Below are 18215 nucleotides of genomic sequence, written 5' to 3' on the forward strand. Positions count from 1 at the left end.
GTCTTACCGTGGTCAACGTGGCCGATGGTGCCGATGTTGCAGTGCGGCTTACTTCTGTCAAAATGTTCTTTTGCCATGATTCTATCTCCATTTAGTGAGAGCCCAGATCGGGAGTCGGACCCGAGACCTCTTCCTTACCAAGGAAGTGCTCTACCACTGAGCTACCTGGGCATACAAGCCGCATGGAACAATCCATGCTCCATGCGGCTATCTTTTTCATAGTGGGCCGTCGTGGTTTCGAACCACGGTAGGCGTAAGCCAACGGATTTACAGTCCGTCCCCTTTAACCACTCGGGCAACGACCCATATGTCGAGCCAAAGATAGGAATCGAACCTACGACCGGCTGATTACAAATCAGCTGCTCTACCAGCTGAGCTACTTTGGCGTTCTTTCATCCGTACTAGGGATGTTAGAGTGAGCCAAATTTAACAAGAATATTGACACTTGTCAACGAAAAACGCGCATTTTTCTAAAAAAAATTAATTTTTTCATGAAAATTTCAAAAAAAGTAGCGAAAAGATTGTTAATAAACTGTGAATACGCTATTTCCCTGTCAATAAAGGAGTTAGACGACACCTTCACTCCGGCATAAAAAAAGAAGTGGCCCTATTTTTCAATAGGACCACCCCCTCCTAACCATTTCGATTTTAATTGAGTACCACCGCAAAAGCGAAATCGATCTTTACTGAAGGACCTCCTTCACCCAATTAATCTTGCTAATGTTGAAGGAGCCCTCCGAATCCTTATCGCTTTCAAACACAAAGTAGATCGACTCTGCCACGCTACCATTCATACGGCTATAAACAGAACACCTTTCCCGCATTTCTTCAGACGCGCGAAGCTTGAGAGCGAACTCATCGTCATCACCGAAATCAATAACAATCTTCAACGCCGCCGAGGATGAATACTCTACACAGAGCTTCGTTTGCACTTCATCTTGCGAAGAAAAATTCAGGCCTTCTATACTAAACCCAATCCCAACGCGCGGTTCTTCCCCTGAGGAGTCCGTTTTCAAGCGGAATTCGCCACAGATTCCCTGGCAATGATCGATAACCGGATTTAGCAGCGTTTCTTCCGTGGAACCAAGAGATACGGGCCACGAAATTTCAGCGATACCGCCCTCGCCAGCTTCTTCAAAATAACGCCAGACCCCCGCGGAACCCGACTGCTCCGCGCCAGAAACCGCCACTCGGTATTGTTTTGCAGAAGCGCTCCACGCCAAAAGAGTGTTTGCATTCAAGGAATCAAATCTACCATCAGCTTCCTCCGTTACACCAGCGGATTTATCAGAAGAGCATGCGGTAAACACGTTCATGGCAGCAAAAGCGACCAACGACAACTTGGTTATTTTTTTCATAGGATCCTCCTAACCTTTTTCAGTGAAATCTTCATTATTCTTTTTCAACTTTTGCGACATGGGAAACAGCTGCATATTCAAGCGGTAAACCCGATCCACGTTCTTACCTGAAGAAACGATAGACATGATGCGACGCCTGCATTCCGCAAGTTCAGCAACAATTCGCCCGTAATCTTCTTCCGAAACTCCCATGGTAAGTCCCGTAAACTTGCGTTCGTCCTGAGGGACATTCTCAATGGATTCCAAGGCAAAGGTGCCCATCTGTTTGTGCATGTTCCGAACGGCCAGAGGAACAAAGTCGGCAGAACCCGAAGAAAGGATCTTTTCAGCAAGCCTGTATCTTCCATTTTTGTCTTTTTTCAAAAGTCTAGCATTCGTCAAAAATTCCAACGCGTCCGATACTTCCGTCAAAGAAATCGGCCTGCAGCAGGCATCCGCAATATCCTGCAAACTGGCGCCAGGCATAGCGACAGCCAATTCACGAATGACGGGGTATTTCCAGGAATTGAAATACGTGAATTCATCAATGCCCATGATTCGCGTCTTGTTCGCATCAGCCACGGCCTCCATGTCAGCAAAGGCGGACTGTTTTTCAGAATCATTCTTAGCCTGATCATAGCGGACCATGGCCCTGAAGTAAACCAGTTCAAACCCAGTCAACGACATGGCGTTAGCCACGCGTTCCACCGCAACGGGGCTTAAGTTCTTTTTCCCTTCGCTCACATACTTTAAAAAAACAGGCGAACTGAACCCCGACTGGGCTGCGAAATCACGCCAAGTAAAACCCAGCGCCTTACGTTTTTCATAATACGCCTGGATATATATGCGATAGTTTTTGTATTCTATAATTGAATTCATGGAATACAATATAACATCTTGTATTCCAAAAGTCAATATGTTAGAATACAAAAAATTTTTTTTCGTCTACAAGGACTTTTATTGGCTCAAATGAACCAAAAAAAGGTGATTTTGCATACATTAACGTTCAGTATATTAAAATTGTCAAATTAATAGATAAGGCGAGCTAAACTGTAAATACGAGTTTGTGAAATGAAAGACCAAGACAATGAAGATTTGAATGAAGCATCCAATTCATCAGAATTAGAATCTGTAGAAGAAAAAAATCAACCTCCATGGGACTGACTTTATTTGAAAAGTCATTTGAATTAGCACTAAAAATTCCTGGCCCATTTGTGAACTGAAACCGTATGATCTGGTTAATGAAAAAATTCTGGATACAATTGCTGATGCGGCCATAAAAAATCATACTCTCGCAGTGACTGCATTGTCCGCCGCGTCTGGAGCACCGTCAAATCCTTATTTAGCATTGGGCTTGGCTGCGACAGATATGAGTCAGTATTTTGCACAAGTTTTGATGCTTTCACAAAAGATCGCCTACATTTACGGTTTCCCTGACTTGATGGACGAATCAGAAAATTCGAGTTACCTTACAGGCTTTGGCTAAGGGTAAACTTGCATCTATTGCGTGCCATGCGATTCCCTTTTTAGGAATTCCCATCAGCGGCGGTTTTACCTTTTTGTCTTTTAGGAAAGCGGCAAAACATTTAAAGACCGAATGCAAGGCTCAAATGCGCCTGTTTAAGGAGTCTCAAAATGACCTTTTAGAATCATGCTAGATGGTCAAAAACAATTTTAGCGAACATACTTACTATGCAATCGTCATTTTTAGTCTGTATTCGGCTTTAGCACCGCAGCCTTCTAGTTGCAGCTAAACAGTCAACATTCAGAAATACAACCTGGCTTGACTTCGCTCGGGCAAAAATCGCAGCGGAAATAGCGACTTTAAACAGCGACTACGCAATTTTGGCCTGGCCGTGTGTTCCGGCTTGACAGAGCCCGGCAATGTAGTTACATTTTGTGCAGTAAATTAGAGGTTTTTATGGAAAGCAGCCAGGAACGCACACGGATCGAAGTCCGTTACGCCGAAACCGACCAGATGGGTATCGTACACCATTCCGTTTATGCGGTATGGTTCGAGCAGGCCCGCACCCAGTTCTTTAGGGACCGCGGCGCCGACTATGCCGAAATGGAAAAGCAGGGTTTCGCCTGCCCCGTGCTGGAACTGGGCGTGCAGTACAAGAGTGCCACCCACTACGGTGAATTCGTAGAGATCGAGACCTCTGCGGTCCAGGTGGACAAGCTGCGTTTTAGACTGGACTACAAGCTGTTCGTGAACAATAAGCTGTGTACCACCGGCTTTACGGTCCACTGCCTTCTGAAAGACGGGCGCCCTACTAGGGATATGCCGGAATCCTTCGTCAAACTTTTTGAATAAACATCCTGGATTATTCCGCAGGAAACATTTTAGATGGACCAGCCCTTAGCCGAACGTTTACGCCCGCAGAACCTGGATGAATTCCTGGGCCAGAACAAGATTCTTGGCGAGCAGAGTTTGCTGCGCAAGAGTCTCGAAAATGACAAGGTTCCCAGTATGATTTTCTGGGGGCCGCCGGGTTGCGGCAAGACTAGCCTCGCCCACGTGATCCAGCAACAGACCCGCAAGCGCTTTATCGCCCTTTCCGCAGTTTCTAGCGGCGTGAAGGAAGTAAAGGATGTGCTGACAGAAGCCAAGAAGTTGAAGGCCATGTTCAGCGACACGATCCTGTTCATCGACGAAATTCACCGCTTTAACAAGGGCCAGCAGGACGCATTGCTGGGCGCCGTGGAAGACGGCACCGTGACGCTCATAGGCGCCACCACGGAAAATCCGGGATTTGAAGTGAACGGAGCCTTGCTTAGCCGCTGCCAGCTGATTCTTTTTGCGCCCCTGAGCAAGGAAGACTTGCGCACCCTGATTTTTAGCGCCCTTCGCGACCATCCTCGAGGACTCCAGCTGAAAAATGTGGAAGTGGACGAGGCGGTGGTCGACAAGTTGATCGCCCAGTCCGAAGGGGACGCCCGATTCCTGCTGAATCAGCTGGAATGGATTGGCGGAAACCTGGGCGACCGCAAGGTGATCGACGAAAAGTTGCTGGAGGAATTCCAGTACAAGAAGCCCTTGCGTTACGACAAGAGCGGCGAGGAACATTACAACCTGATTTCTGCACTGCACAAGTCCATTCGCGGAAGCGACCCGGATGCGGCCATCTACTGGCTGCACCGAATGCTGCAGGGTGGCGAGGATCCGCGGTACCTGTTGCGCAGAATGATCCGCATGAGCATGGAAGACGTGGGCCTTGCAGATCCTAACGCCTTGCTGTTGGCAACCAGTGCGCGGGAAGCGTTTGACTTTCTGGGAAATCCCGAAGGCCTTATCGCATTGGACGAACTGGCAGTCTACCTGGCGCTGGCACCCAAGAGCAACAGTCTCGAAGTGGCGGGCTTTGCGGCGGATGACGTAATTCGCCAGACGGGAACGTTACCTGTTCCGCGGGCATTCCGAAACTCCGTGACCCGCGTGGGAAAACAGCTGGGATATGGCAACGGTTATGAATACGACCACGACTCCCCCGGCGGCTACTCGGCCCAGGAACATCTGCCAAAGCAGCTGGAAGGTCTGGAACTTTACAAGCCCAAGCAGATCGGAAAGGAAAAACTTTTTGCGGAACGCCTGGAACAGCTGAAGGCCATCAAGAAGCAGAAGAACGGAAAGCCCGACGAACCTGCCAGCGGCGAAAAAGACGTTCCTGCCGGCGAAAAATAACGAACCCTTTATATTCAAAATGCCGCGGTTTTAACCGTGGCATTTTTTATAGTTAGCGGGACCTGCCCTATGTCCACCCATAATCAGAACTGTTCCAGGATCTGGATTCGTTCGGGGGTGTCGGGATGGGTCCAGAAAATGGAATCCACCTTCTTGGCGATGCTTCGGAAAACGCCGTTGTCTTCCTCTTCTTCGGGATGGATGATGTAGAGCTGGGCCACGTCGTTTCGCTGGACGTTCACAAGGCCCGGGGTCTCGGAGATTTTGCGGAGGGCGCTTGCCAAGGCCAGTGGGTCGCCGCAGAGTTCCGCCGCACCGGCGTCGGCCACGTATTCGCGCTTGCGGGAAATGGCCAGGCGGTTGATGAAGCTGAAGAAATAGGCGATCGAGGTAATGACCACGCCTACCAGCGCAAAGAAGATGATGATTATGGCTCCGCCATCGCCCTTCCTTCGGCCACGGGAACGCCTGGAGCCGCGGACCATGCCCTTGAGGATTTCGATAAAGACGGTCTGCATCAGCGAAACCATGCCCACAAAGACAATGCACACCACCATCAGTCGGGTGTCACGGTTTTTGATGTGGGTCAGTTCGTGGGCCACTACGGCGGATAGTTCCTCGTCGTTCAGCTTTTCAACGGTGCCGGTGGTCAGGGTGATGGTGAATGTCTTTACGTCGATGCCGCTGGCGAACGCGTTCAGGCCGGGGTCTTCCACAATGTTGATTTGCGGCATTTCGATACCGCCCGCAATGCAGAGGTTTTCGACAATGTTGTAGACGCGGACGTTTTCCTTGCGTTCCAGGGGGCGGGCGCGGGTAATGCGGCGGATGATGGAAACGTTACTGCTGTAGGCCAGGGCAAACCAGGTGGTGACAACGATCGCCACCGCAGGCAGAGCCTTTAAGAAGCAGAACCACACCACAGGCCAGCGGGTGCCATAGGTCATGGGATTTTCGCGGCAGACATCGCCAATGGTGGTTATGGGCGATCCGCTGATGAGGGCGTCAGGCGTAAAACTGCAGAACACCCCGAAATAGTCCATCACAAAGACAAAGGCCCAGAACATGGCAAAAATGATAATAGGGTACATAAACAACAGGATGACGGTGTTCCTGTTGTTCCGCCAGATCTGGGTTTGCATTCCAACGTATTTCATAGAGCCATGAGCCGTGAGTAGCGAGCTGTGAGCAATGAGTAGTAAAACTTTCTCGTAGCTCAAAACTCAAAGCGTGTCGCTAGAATTTGACTTCGGGAGCCTTGTTCAGGGTATCGCGACTTTCGGTAGCTTCGTACATGGCGGCGCGGCGGAAGCCGAACATGCCAGCGAAAATATTGTTGGGGAAAACTTCGCAGGCGTTGTTGAATTCCTTGGTAGCGGAATTGAAGAAGCGACGGGCTGCGGCCAGCTTGTTCTCGATGTCGGAAAGTTCGTTCTGGAGCTGCAGGAAGTTAGTGTTGGCCTTCAGTTCCGGGTAAGCTTCCAATGTGACCTTGAGGCCGGCGAGGGCACCGGACATGGCCTTGTCGGCGGCAACCTTTTCGTCGACGGTGGAGGCGCTCATGGCGGAATTACGGGCGGCAATGACCTTTTCCAGAGTTTCCTTTTCGTGGGAGGCATAACCCTTGACGGAAGATACCAGCTGGGGCACCAGATCGTAGCGCTGCTTCAGCTGGACGTCGATATTTGCAAATGCGTTTTCGCGGTTGTTGCGAAGTTTGACCAGGCCGTTGTAAATGCCAGCCACGATGATGACCAGAACAACGATAACGCCAACGGCGGCGAGTGCGATTGCCATAAAATTCTCCTTGATAGCTTTTTTACAAATGTATATAAAAAAGTTTGAATATGAAAAAAAGCGGGAATAAAATCCGCTAACTTTTTATAGTTCATTAATTGTGATGATGCAGCCTTTGAATAGACTCTGCATGCGATTTTTTTACAGATTCATCAACATTTATACAAGATTGCAGTTCTTTCCACCAAGTTTCAAGTTGCTTTGAATGATAAATAGAAGGCCGTTTCATCATAGACTCCTTAAGAACACCTTTCAACTCACTCAAATGCAGCAAACGCCAGCAATCATCACCCCGTCCAAAAGTTCCACTTACAGGGGCAAGACGTAATGTACAGCGATCACTAAAGACAATAAAAGAATAAATCGGTGTTTTCTCAAGCCTTACATGCAATTTATGCAAAAGAGCTCGCATATGTCCCATATTCTGCAACACAGGATTATAGAAGGAATGGGAAGCACGACTATTGACAATCTGACTCCACTGCTTCTGTTCTATGCTACCAGAAATGGCTCCAGAAATATTTTTCGTTTCAAAAACATAGATTCCAGTCTCATGCAGAAGAACAGTATCAATTTCAGTGAATCCCGAATGAGTCGAAACATAAACATTTTTCCATGTTTGTCATCTGCAAGACTGGCATCAATTTTTTCGGCATTCTTTGGATCGATAAAAGCCTCTTTCTCATTTCGATATTTGACATTTTGGGATTTCCAAAACGCCTTCTCATCAAAAGGTTTTGTCTGCGAAAAATCTTTATGTGGTGGATTGTATCGTATTTTCGTTTTTTGGAATTTTTGTCGTTGAACGAAATCACGTCGTTTAACCCGCTCTCGTTTTTCTTGTTTTGGAGAGACAAGCAACAACAGGACGCCAAAAACAACTATCGCAATTAACACAAAATACATTTCTAATTACACAGGATCGTTAACGGGCTTGCTGTAGTCGCGTTCGCCGAAGAGGGCTGTGCCTACGCGGATCATGGTGGAGCCTTCTTCAATGGCGACTTCCAGGTCGCCGGTCATGCCCATAGACAGCTGATCGAATGCAGCGAATACGCCGCCGCGAGCCAGGTACTTCTGCTGGAGATTGCGGAGGAAGGCGAAGCATTCGCGGGAATCTTCTGCAACACCGGTGTTCTTGCCGATGGTCATGAGACCGCGGAATCTCAGGTGAGGGAATTTTTCGCTCTTGCCGTCAGGGCCACAGGCGCCCGCGACTTTTTCAAGTTCGGCAAGGAAGGCGTCGGCATTGGCAACGTCCAGACCACTCTTTGTTTCTTCTTCGCCGGCATTCACCTGGAAGAGAATTTCCAGAGTTTTGCCTTCGGGGTGGGCGGCATCGGCGAGACCAGCACAAACCTTTTCCAACTTTTCAACGGCTTCCATGTTTGCGATGGAATGGATGCAGTCTGCGACGATGGCCGCCTTCTTCAACTTGTTGCTCTGCACAGGTCCTATGACATGGCACTGCACCGGGGAGCCATCGAGAGCCGCGCGACGTTCGCTGAACTTGGTTTCGGCTTCCTGCACGCGGTTTTCGCCAAAGACCTTTGCGCCCAGGGCAATTGCGTTTTCTACAGCTTCGGCCGGATGGAACTTGCTCACCCAAACCAGAAGCACGGATTCACGGGAACGTCCAGCCTTTTCGCAAGCGGCAGAAATTCTCGTTTCTAATTTGGCCAGCTGGCCACGCATTTCTTCAAGAGTGAATTCCATTTTCCAAATTCCTGTTAAACAGTTTGCGGGACCTTTATGACATCAAGCCCCTTTTTATCAAAAATAAAAAAACGACAACGAAATGACGTGCCCACCGAAATAATCCGCCAGGAGAATCAGTTTTTGACGCAGCGGACGGAGCGGGCCGAATTCTTGTCGAAGGATTTCATTTCGGCGGCAGGGCTGCTGAAATCCAAAAAGAGATAATGGGCGAAGGCGGGTTCAACCGCATCCAGGGTGGAGCTCCAGAAATAGGCGTAGCCACCGATGCCGTCAAACTTGCCCACAGCGGGTTGATTGCTATCGGATTGATTATCGGAGGATTCTGCCGCTGCCATGTAGCCTGCGGGAAGAGCGGCGAAACCTACAGCGTCTGTACCATTGCCATTCTTGAACCAGCCGCTGGTGGATTTCAGCAGTTTACCGACAGTTGTAATGTTGGTTGCCTGAGCCATGGCGGCGCCACGAGTATCCGTTGCGGCAACAGCCAGGAACATGGCATTAAATTCATCGGCGGTGGGCAGGCGCCAACCTGCAGGGCATGCGTTCTGCGCCGCATTCCATGTGTAGAGGCGACCGTACTTTTTGCAGTTGCGATTGTCGCCCTCGGGGCAGAAACTTTCTGCTGCAATAGTTTTGTCGAAGGCATCGCCAGCCGCGTCGCCAGCGAAGTTCAAGTTCTCAGCCATCCAGAGTTGAGAACCGATTTGCACCACGCCGTAGCTCTGCCCGTCACGATCATCGGTAATGGACTGGCCGCAAGAAGTAATGGCGCAAAAAAGCACTCCGTAAAAACAGCACGCCACAAGGACCCCAAGAAATTTCATCCGTTTCATTTTTTCCAGTTTGCGTTAATAAATCTGACAACCAAATAAATAGAAAAACCCGCCAACCCTGCGGGTCAAAATCAAGGGTTTTAGAACACCTCCACCCTCTTGCCATTATTTTTCGCCCGGTTGTAAATGGACTGCACAAGGCCACCCTCTTTCATAGACCAGATGGCAAGACTGCTTGAATACCTGTCGGCAAGCTGGGCACAATAGCGGGCCGTGGCATAGGAATGATGTTCGCGATTAAAACAGGAGACCATCAGCAGGCGGCCTTTTCGAATGGCACCCTTGCAAAAGTTGGGCAGTTCCGCAGGGAGCGCACACCCCATAAGCCACACCGCCGACCCGCCAAATTTCAGCACATGGTAAAGAATCTCACATTCCCCCGGAGAATGAAATGTACCGATGATGCAACAGCGCTTGCGCCCCTTGGACATGGCCCACTGTTCCCGAAGTATCCCCATGGCCGGATCCGTAGAACGCGAGGCGAATACCCCGACGCGTTTCCAGGGCAAAGTCAAGAGCGTGGGGTCTCCAATGTAATTGCCGCCGACCATTTCCAATTTTTCAAAGCGCACCGGATGAGGGAGCAAAGCTTCTTTCATTTTCTTGCGATTCATTTTACCACCTTTTCTGTTTCAGCCACTGCAACCATTTTAGCCGCGAACGATTCAGCAATCCGCGAACGTTTTAAAAACAAAAAAGACCGCCTCTGCGGTCCGCCGGCAAAATCCGGTTTCTGGCAGGATAGCGATCTATTAATTATTTTTTTTGTTACGTCAATATAGTAAAAGCTACCTGTTTTGAGAAAGAAAAGATGGCAGAAATTTTCACCAAGTACATCGCCAACGAAGAACATTACAGCGAGGTCATTGAACGCATCGCAAAAGTTCGCGACACCCTATGGATCGGAACTGCAGACATTAAGGACTTGTATGTAAAGCAGAACGGCGAGGCCATTCCTTTGCTGGGGCAGATTGGAGGCTTGTTGAAACGCGGTGTGGGCGTGCGCCTGGTACACGCAAAAGAACCCGGGCCAAATTTCCGCGAGGACTTCGACCGGTTCCCAATTTTGGCGACGGACCTGGAACGCGTGCTTTGCCCCCGCGTCCATTTCAAGATGGTGATTTTTGATCTGGAAGTGGCCTACATCGGAAGTGCCAACTTGACAGGCGCCGGCATCGGCATGAAAAGCGCATTAAAGCGTAACTTCGAGGCAGGCATTCTCACCAACGACCCGCAAATCGTCGAAGCCGCCATCAACCAATTTGACACCCTGTGGATGGGCGCCCACTGCAAGAACTGCGGCAGAAAAGAATATTGCGGGGACAGGATTAAGTAGGGCTAGAGATTTTTGACACAACGAACCGAGAAGCCGTAATTCTTAAGGTCGTTGCTCACGTAGGCGCCCTCGCCGTTGGAGACCAAACCCAGGCAGTACGCATCGTTACTATCGCCCTCCGTAGAAGACCAGAAGAGCGCGCTGTAGCCCTCGCGGTAGAAGTTGTCGTTGTTGCTGACGTAGCGGCCAGCGGGCAACGCCCCAAAGCCGAGGCCGTCTGTACCGTTTCCACTCTCGCCGCCATATTCATTCCTATTCCAGCCAGTACTAGACTTCAACACGGTTCCTGCCATGTCAATATCACCAGCCTTTTGACCGGCCGTTATTTCCAAATCTTCAAGTTCCTGCTTATTAGGCAGGTGCCAGCCATCCGGGCAAGCGGTAACGGCTTCACTCCAAACATAAAGGCGGCCATACTTGTCGCAGTTTTCGGGTTTGTTGTCGTAACACTTGCTTTCGCCGGTCTGATAGTTCAGGTTTTCCGCCATCCAGACCTTGCCACCGATTTTCACGGTCTTGTAGGTCTTGCCATCGCGAGAGTCAACCATTTTTGCATCGGCATAAGGATTCGTTCCAGAATCTTCGCTGCAGCCACTCAAGGCCATAACCGTTCCAAGAGCCAGCAGAATAGCACCAATCTTTGCAATAAAGTTCTTCATAGGATTTCCTTTCACTTGTACAAGGTAATTATAGAAAATTTATCTAAAATTCCATCGTCGCTTCATAATTTCTACAAAAAACATGCTGACTACTTTCAACATGGTTTGATCCAAAATATTACAGCAAATATTTCCTCGCCAGCGCCTCCACGGTGGCGGGGTTCAGCGGGCGTTCCTGATTTTCCATGGTGAAGATGAGGGTTTCGCCGGGGAAGATTCCGTTGGCGATGTAGGTCTCGAATTTTCCCAGAGTTTCTGCGATGTATTCGGAATCGTCCATTCGCCCGAAATGCTCCCAGATGAATTCGCGACGGGTGCGGAGATTGAGGCAGGTGAAATCCGGATGGAACGCTACAGTGCGGCGAGAGCTATCGTGTTTACGCGAGTTGTCTTGCCTGCAGAAGTTTTCGGATGGACTGCCTTGCAGATTGCGAGATCCGTCACCTTGCCTGCAGAAGTTTTCGGGTTGACGGCTCTGCATGCGGATGTCGTCGGGCGGATTGACCTGCGGGTTGCGTAATGCGGCGCCAGCAGGGTCTATTGCCGCAGCGACACCTCGCCCGCGGCTGTTTCTGCGGACTTTCAGCTGGTGCGGAAATTCATAGCGGTAAGGAATTTTCAGGCGGTCGAGGGTATCCGCGATGATGACCTCCGACTTGGAGCGGACCCGCTCCCCGCGGGAGGTTTCCAGCAGGGGCGCGTCAGCAGCCATCCCCTTCCCGCTGTACTTTACCGCAAGCCACTGCTCCGCATATTCCTCGTCGGGGAGATGCACTGGCTGTACAAAATGCTGACGTTCTGGAGCAAGATTGCTGTAAACCGCATTGAGACGCTCCGGCTGATATTCCTTAAGAAACTTGTCCACTATGAAAAGTTCCCGCTGCAGTTCCTTGAGAGCGCATTTATCATAATCCTTCTGCGCCAAAGCTTTGATGGTCGCCACATCTGATTGAGGAATATAATCGCCAACAATATCGGCAGAACTTTTTACATGAAAGTAATGTACTAATTTTTTGCGACGGGCCATACGGAGACGCCCCTCTATTGATTTCCTCAAACGCTTATCAATTGTGGTAATTGCAGCAAGTAGCTCTTCTGCTTTTGCCTGAACAACAGACACCAGCTTATCCGGCGAAATCAATTCTTTAAATTGCATCTGCACTCCTTTTTTAGGGCATAAAAAAAGACCGCCTCTGCGGTCCGCCGGCAAATTCCGGTTTTATGCAGGATGGCGATCTATGAACTATGCCTCAAATATACAAATAATTGATGGTTCGGCCAATTTTGTTGCCATGCAAAAGGACTTTTTTGTCAAAATGGGTTACTAAATGGGTAATATAAAGGCATCTAGTAACCCGATTATTACTTTGTACGCAAACAAAAGTCTCAAAAAAGGAACGTCTTCTTAATTACCCATATCCCAAAGGTTACTAAAACATGATTTTTCGGTTAGTTAGTAACCTGATTTCTAACTAAAACATAGTTTTATAATTAATTTATTTGTAAAACAGGTTACTAAAAAGCTGTTTTTTACCCGTTTAGTAACCTAATTTCGTGTTTCAGCCCCATCCAGCGACCAAATTTTCCCATCCAGCCCCTCCCCATGCGCCGCAGCGACCACACCTAGGTACAAAAAAGCCCGCAGCGTTGAACTGCGGGCTGTTTTTCACGCTACTAAGAGTTACTTTGTGAAGGCGTCGTAGATGGCCTTGATGGCCTTGTTCATGTCGTCTTCATCCACACCGGTGATGATGTTGATCTGGGAAGAACCCTGGTCGATGATTCGGACGTTCACCTGGTTTTCTGCAAGGGCGGTAAAGAGCTTTGCAGCGACACCGATCTTGTTGGTCATGCCATGACCCACGGTAGCGATGAGGCTGATGCCCTTGAAGATCTTGATGCGGTCCGGATGCATCTGCTGAGTGATGTCTTCCATGACGACATGTTCAACAGCTTCCAGCTTCTTGGTATCCACAACGATGCTCATGGAGTCGATGGCGCTGGGGCACAGTTCGTAGGAAAGGCCTTCGCTTTCCAGAACGGCAAGCACGCGGCGACCGAAACCAACTTCCTTGTTCATCATGGACTTTTCGATGTAGATCATAGAGAAGCCCTTACGGCCTGCAACGCCGGTAATGGGAAGCTTGGTGGATTCCGGAGTGGGGCCGATGATGGTGCCGGCGTCTTCCGGGCGGTTGGTGTTGCGGATATTGATAGGAATCTTCTTGGCGCGGCAAGGAGCGATGGATTCATCGTGAAGGACGCTTGCGCCGGAGTAGGCCAGTTCGCGGATTTCGCGGTAGGACACGTATTCGATGGGCAGCGGGTTTTCAACGATGCGGGGGTCAGCCATCAGCATGCCGGAAACGTCGGTCCAGTTTTCGTAGGTTTCTGCGTCGATGGCGTTGGCGAGAATTGCGCCGGTAATGTCGGAGCCGCCGCGGCTGAAGGTCTTCAATTCGCCACGAGTGTTGGAACCGTAGAAGCCCGGAAGAACGTAAAGCTTGTTCTCGTCGGAAAGGGCCTTGGCGATGGTTTCGTAGCTGGAGGGAAGAATGCGGTACTTTTCATCGAAAGTGATGATGGGGAAAGTATCCACGAATTCAGCGCCCAGATAGACGGACATGACGCGGGCGCTCAGGTATTCACCGCGGCTCACCAGGTAATCGGTGGTGATGGATTCAACGTCGTCGCGGAGCTGCTTTTCCAGGATGTCCAGGTCTTCGGCAACCTTGGGTTCGATACCCAGGTCGGAACAAATTTCGAGATAGCGGTTGCGGATCAAGTTCCAGGGCTGAGAGAAATCCAGGTGCTTGGAAGCCAGATCATAGGTGCTGTAGAGAAGGTCGGTCAGCTTGGTTTCCTTGGGATTGCGCTTGCCCGGAGCAGAAACCACAACCACTTTGCGCTTTGCGTCGGAGGAAACGATGTTCTTGATTTTCTTGAACTGACCAGCGTCGGCAACGGAGCTGCCGCCGAACTTACATACGATTCTAGACATTTTTATCCTTTGGACCACCAGACCTCTCGCCTTCGAACAGAACCGCTCAATCACGATTCACACCCCACCCGGGATGCCGCTCAAGACTACCCACCTGGCCAGCCCTATTTGTTTGTCTTTATGTGATGCGCCTCTACAAAATCAGCCGTATTTTCTGCGACTTTTGTAAAAAAATCAGCGCGGGCGTAAAAATAGTAATAAAGAGGGGTGCGTAAAAGGGAAAAACACGTGTATATCAATTATGAAGTACAAAAATTTGATGCTCATCGCCGCAAAATCCAACATGTCCGTACTCCTGCAAGGTGAATCCGGAGCCGGAAAGGAAGTTGCCGCCCGTTACATACACGACAACAGCCACCGAAAATCAGGCCCCTTTGTGGCCCTGAACTGTGGCGCCATCGCCAGGAATCTGGCCGAAAGCATTCTTGAAGGAGCTCGAAAGGGAGCCTTCACCGGAGCCACCGACCAACAGGGCGTCGTCCGCGCCGCCGAAGGGGGAACCCTGTTCCTAGATGAAATTGGGGAGATGCCGCTGGACACACAATGCAAACTGTTAAGAGTCCTGCAAGAAAGATCCGTTCTGCCCCTGGGGCAAACCCAGAGCATACCGGTAAACTTCAGGCTAATCTGCGCCACCAACCGCGACCTGAAAACTGAAGTGGCCGCCGGGCGTTTCCGTGAAGACCTTTATTTTAGGCTGAACGTTTTCCCGGTAAAAATTCCAGCCCTTAGAGAAAGGGATGACATCAGGGAGTTATCGCAAACCTTATGGGCTGACGCCCTAAAAGAAATATACCCCATCGAGAACGCCTATCACACCCATAATTCAAACGCCGAAGATGAACTGCTCTGCTCCCTGAACGAACAGGAACTACGGATTATTTCTCAAAAGCGTTGGCCCGGGAACGTCCGTCAGCTGAAAAACGTACTGCAACGCTACGCCCTGCTGAAGCCCCACGGAATAACCTTATACGAAATCATCACCGATGAATACGACAACCAGGGATCCCTGCAAGATTCCGGGAAGAGTTTCACAACTCCAGTTCCCATTGCAAGCACAAGGCCATACGCCACAGCCCCCAATTGGGGCACCATCTTCACGGAACTGCAAAACACCGGATGGAACAAATCCGTTGCCGCCAAGAACCTAGGAATCAGCCGCGGCTGCCTGGCCTATCAAATCAAGAAAAACGGAGGCCTAGAACTTTAGACCCACGGTAATGTAATGCTGGCCGCCTTCAAATGCCGGGCGGGGGCTGTAGCCGTAATCAAACACGATCATCCCGAAATTCAGGCCCAGACCGCAACTGATACCATCTTCGGTATCGGGACGGATGGCATAACCCATACGAAAACCCAGAATGTCGGCGTAATTAATTTCGCCGCCAAAAAGCCAATAAGGGTCCGTATCCGCACGACGGTATGCATCGGCAGAAGCATGGATATTCCAGTTTTCGGTAATGGGCAAAATACCGGTAATGCCAGCCTGCAACGCCATAGGAGCAGCCTCATCTTCGCCGTCATAATCGCCCATGTAGCCAAAGTTGGTCAAGGTCGCTGCAAAAGCCAGATACTTATTCACGCGGTAGGATCCGCCAATATCTCCAAGGAAGGCCACAGCGGATTCATCGTCAATGGTCTGGGTCGCAAAGCGGGCGGACGCAGCCCAGTTGAAAACCTTACCGCGGCTACCGAGACCTGCCTGAATGCTCCAGGCGTAGGCTCCATAGCTAGATGTTTCGTTGCCAAACTCATCACGCCCTTCGATATCCTCGTAACCCAGAAAATCCACCGTCATGGAGTAGGTCAAGGGCATCGTACCAAAACTAAAAGGCAGACCATAATAAGCCGATACAAAGTTGTCGGCGGAATTATCGTCAAACACCAGCTGGTTCACGCCGAACTCCGCATTTTCTACAGAGCTCATAGCCAGGGGATTGCGGCTCACTTCGGCCGCACGGGAAGCGTCGGCAACACCGGCACCAGACATAGCCGCACTGCGGGCAGACACCTGCATCGAAAGATACTTCATAGAAACACCGCCCAAATCCACATTCCAATGTTCGCCGGCAAAGGCGGTGACAACTGTAGATAGGGTAAGCGTAGCAAGAAGTTTCTTCATCATGAGATTTAAGATACAAAAAAATGAGGAGGGCCGCAGGACAGAACCGCCAAACGATCAAAAGAATAAAGGTCAACTTAAACCTTTATCCTTTTATCTTTACCCTTTAACCTTTATGTTATTTACGCCAGCCTTCCATGACCTTGAGGCAGTCAGCCAGAAGTTCAGCGGAACGTTCCTTGCCTTCGGTTTCAACGTAGCAGCGGAATTCCGGGGCGTTGCCACTGGGACGCAGGTGAATGATGTCACCGGAATCAAATTCCATACGGTAGCCGTCCACTTCGTTAAGGGAGACCATCTTTCCGTGGAAAGGTGCGCCCTTGTTGAACTTGCTGGGCTTGGCGGCGAACTTGCCGAACAACTTTTCACCCAGCTTCTGTTCGCGGATTTCTGCAAGCTTGGTCTTGGAAATTTCGGTGGGGAATTCCTTGAGGCGGTCGCTGACAGTAAAGCGCTTGGGAAGCTTGCGGAGAAGATCTACCACGCACATCTTCTGTTCGCGAACCATGACCATGACAGCAATCATGGGGAGCAATGCATCGCGAGTGGGCAGAGCCTTCAGAGTGCGGGTAACGCCATCATAGGCGGTGCGCTTCAGATCGGTCTGCAGCAGGAAACCGCCGTTGGCTTCGTAACCGGCGACGGACACGCCGGCGGCAGCACTTGCGGCGAGGCGGTCTTCTACGGAACTGGAAGCGTCGCCTTCCATAAGGCTTTCCATGCCGGCAATGACATAGGGGGAACCGATGCGGGTACGGCAAATCTTTTCGAAGCTTTCGGACTTTTCGAGGGAGGTGTTGCAGCTGACGGGAGTAGCGATGCGCTTGATGCCCAGAGCCTGGGATGCCAAAATACCCAGCACGTCACCGCGGAGCCACATGCCCACATCATCAGCCAGAAGCGGGCGGTCGCTATCGCCATCGGTACTGAACACGGCGTCCACATAATCCTTGTGGGTAAATTCGCGGGCCAGTTCTTCATCTTCGGGGCGGATCGCTTCGGTATCCACCGGAACAAAAACGTCACTGCGGCCGAAGGGCTTTACGCAGGCGCCCAGGCTTTCGAGAACGCGGACCACAATGTCGCGGCCAACAGCGGAATGCTGGTAGACGCCGATGGTCAAGCCCTGCAAAGCCTTTTCACCAAAGAATTCGGGATAACGCTTGCAGTAATTTTCTTCGGCTTCGGTTTCAACAGCGGGAAGTTCCGGAGCATTCTTCAACATGCCGGCAGCATCGAACAAAGCTTCGTCAAAATCAACAGACTGAGAAACAATGCCCTGTTCGTCGGCCTTTGTAATTTCGCCGTTGGGGTGGTTAAACTTGATACCGTTACGGTCGGCAGGAATGTGGGATCCTGTCACCATGATGGTGGGCAAGCTCTTATCAAGACCATAAAGTGCAATGGCAGGAGAAGGAATGCGACCGCAATAAGTCACCTTCCAGCCAGCATCCTGGCCGGCCTTCACCAGAGCCTGCAAAATGCGACCAGTACTTGGGCGAAGGTCTCCAGCAATAGCGATATTCTTTTCGCACTTGTAGCTAGCTTCGCAGTACTTGATAAAGGAGCGTGCATAAACATAGCACACACGGTCGGTCATTGCAGAAACCAGGCCGCGAGCACCACTGGTACCAAAGGCCACACCGGACTGTTTCATTACATCTTGCATTGCAACGGACATAAAAACCTCAATGGAAATTACACTTCCTAAAAATACCTTTTAACC

Annotated in this window: 18 protein-coding genes and 3 tRNA genes; 4 read left to right on the plus strand and 17 right to left on the minus strand. The window is 50.3% G+C overall.

The features are described 5' to 3' along the window. Positions 1-99 precede the first annotated feature (99 nt). From MMG03_RS12715 to MMG03_RS12735, 5 genes are all read right to left on the minus strand, one after another. Positions 100-171, minus strand: a tRNA-Thr gene (locus MMG03_RS12715). A 51-nt stretch (positions 172-222) separates the two neighbouring features. Next, positions 223-305 (minus strand) — tRNA-Tyr (locus MMG03_RS12720). An 8-nt stretch (positions 306-313) separates the two neighbouring features. After that, a tRNA-Thr gene (locus tag MMG03_RS12725) sits at positions 314-386 on the minus strand. Between the two features lie 297 nt (positions 387-683). Continuing rightward, positions 684-1358, minus strand: a complete 675-nt coding sequence (locus MMG03_RS12730; protein WP_088666753.1) for a hypothetical protein — start codon at positions 1356-1358, stop codon at positions 684-686. A 9-nt stretch (positions 1359-1367) separates the two neighbouring features. Beyond that, a complete protein-coding gene (locus MMG03_RS12735; RefSeq protein ID WP_073287262.1) occupies positions 1368-2216 on the minus strand; it encodes a TIGR02147 family protein in 849 nt (282 codons plus the stop codon). Between the two features lie 1042 nt (positions 2217-3258). Here MMG03_RS12735 and MMG03_RS12740 point away from each other — a divergent pair. Together MMG03_RS12740 and MMG03_RS12745 are read left to right on the plus strand one after the other, a co-directional pair. Beyond that, entirely contained in the window at positions 3259-3654 is a 396-nt protein-coding gene (locus MMG03_RS12740; protein ID WP_073161207.1) for a thioesterase family protein, read from the plus strand. Between the two features lie 33 nt (positions 3655-3687). After that, the gene (locus MMG03_RS12745) at positions 3688-5022 is read left to right on the plus strand and encodes a replication-associated recombination protein A (protein ID WP_073161208.1); all 1335 of its coding nucleotides are present in this window, start codon (positions 3688-3690) and stop codon (positions 5020-5022) included. Positions 5023-5105: 83 nt separating this feature from the next. Here the strand turns inward: MMG03_RS12745 and MMG03_RS12750 are convergent, their stop codons facing one another. From MMG03_RS12750 to MMG03_RS12780, 7 genes are all read right to left on the minus strand, one after another. Beyond that, a complete protein-coding gene (locus tag MMG03_RS12750; RefSeq protein WP_249506435.1) occupies positions 5106-6179 on the minus strand; it encodes a M48 family metallopeptidase in 1074 nt (357 codons plus the stop codon). A gap of 79 nt (positions 6180-6258) precedes the next feature. Then, complete coding sequence (locus MMG03_RS12755; RefSeq protein WP_073237788.1) at positions 6259-6819, minus strand: LemA family protein; 561 nt, start codon at positions 6817-6819, stop codon at positions 6259-6261. A 94-nt stretch (positions 6820-6913) separates the two neighbouring features. Continuing rightward, the gene (locus MMG03_RS12760; RefSeq protein WP_346348722.1) at positions 6914-7393 is read right to left on the minus strand and encodes a nuclease-related domain-containing protein; all 480 of its coding nucleotides are present in this window, start codon (positions 7391-7393) and stop codon (positions 6914-6916) included. Continuing rightward, complete coding sequence (locus MMG03_RS12765) at positions 7312-7716, minus strand: hypothetical protein (protein ID WP_139259245.1); 405 nt, start codon at positions 7714-7716, stop codon at positions 7312-7314. The genes MMG03_RS12760 and MMG03_RS12765 overlap by 82 nt, the downstream gene beginning before the upstream one ends. A 15-nt stretch (positions 7717-7731) precedes the next feature. Continuing rightward, positions 7732-8535, minus strand: coding sequence for a YggS family pyridoxal phosphate-dependent enzyme (locus MMG03_RS12770; RefSeq protein ID WP_249506436.1), 804 nt, complete (start codon positions 8533-8535; stop codon positions 7732-7734). A gap of 116 nt (positions 8536-8651) precedes the next feature. Then, positions 8652-9362 (minus strand): fibrobacter succinogenes major paralogous domain-containing protein, encoded by a 711-nt coding sequence (locus MMG03_RS12775; protein WP_249506437.1) that lies wholly within the window; start codon positions 9360-9362, stop codon positions 8652-8654. A gap of 89 nt (positions 9363-9451) precedes the next feature. After that, a complete protein-coding gene (locus MMG03_RS12780) occupies positions 9452-9985 on the minus strand; it encodes a hypothetical protein (protein WP_073161215.1) in 534 nt (177 codons plus the stop codon). Between the two features lie 197 nt (positions 9986-10182). Here MMG03_RS12780 and MMG03_RS12785 point away from each other — a divergent pair, with 197 nt between their 5' ends. Further along, a complete protein-coding gene (locus MMG03_RS12785; protein ID WP_249506438.1) occupies positions 10183-10707 on the plus strand; it encodes a phospholipase D-like domain-containing protein in 525 nt (174 codons plus the stop codon). Positions 10708-10709: 2 nt separating this feature from the next. On the opposite strand, the gene MMG03_RS12790 is transcribed toward MMG03_RS12785, so the two are convergent. The 3 genes from MMG03_RS12790 to MMG03_RS12800 all read right to left on the minus strand — a co-directional run bounded on the left by MMG03_RS12790 (position 10710) and on the right by MMG03_RS12800 (position 14367). Then, a complete protein-coding gene (locus MMG03_RS12790; protein ID WP_249506439.1) occupies positions 10710-11366 on the minus strand; it encodes a fibrobacter succinogenes major paralogous domain-containing protein in 657 nt (218 codons plus the stop codon). Between the two features lie 118 nt (positions 11367-11484). Next, positions 11485-12522: a hypothetical protein gene (locus MMG03_RS12795; protein WP_249506440.1), complete on the minus strand. Its 1038-nt coding sequence runs from the start codon at positions 12520-12522 to the stop codon at positions 11485-11487. A 525-nt stretch (positions 12523-13047) separates the two neighbouring features. After that, positions 13048-14367, minus strand: coding sequence for an aspartate kinase (locus tag MMG03_RS12800; RefSeq protein WP_249506441.1), 1320 nt, complete (start codon positions 14365-14367; stop codon positions 13048-13050). A 241-nt stretch (positions 14368-14608) separates the two neighbouring features. Here MMG03_RS12800 and MMG03_RS12805 point away from each other — a divergent pair, with 241 nt between their 5' ends. After that, positions 14609-15577, plus strand: a complete 969-nt coding sequence (locus tag MMG03_RS12805) for a sigma 54-interacting transcriptional regulator (protein ID WP_249269393.1) — start codon at positions 14609-14611, stop codon at positions 15575-15577. Here the strand turns inward: MMG03_RS12805 and MMG03_RS12810 are convergent. Together MMG03_RS12810 and MMG03_RS12815 are read right to left on the minus strand one after the other, a co-directional pair. Continuing rightward, positions 15566-16492, minus strand: coding sequence for a hypothetical protein (locus tag MMG03_RS12810; protein WP_073287247.1), 927 nt, complete (start codon positions 16490-16492; stop codon positions 15566-15568). The two genes, MMG03_RS12805 and MMG03_RS12810, sit on opposite strands and share 12 nt — an antisense overlap. Before the next feature lie 115 nt (positions 16493-16607). Continuing rightward, positions 16608-18170, minus strand: a complete 1563-nt coding sequence (locus tag MMG03_RS12815) for a phosphomannomutase (protein ID WP_249506442.1) — start codon at positions 18168-18170, stop codon at positions 16608-16610. Positions 18171-18215: the final 45 nt, after the last annotated feature.

This window comes from Fibrobacter sp. HC4 (genome assembly GCF_023373925.1).
Taxonomy (GTDB): domain Bacteria; phylum Fibrobacterota; class Fibrobacteria; order Fibrobacterales; family Fibrobacteraceae; genus Fibrobacter.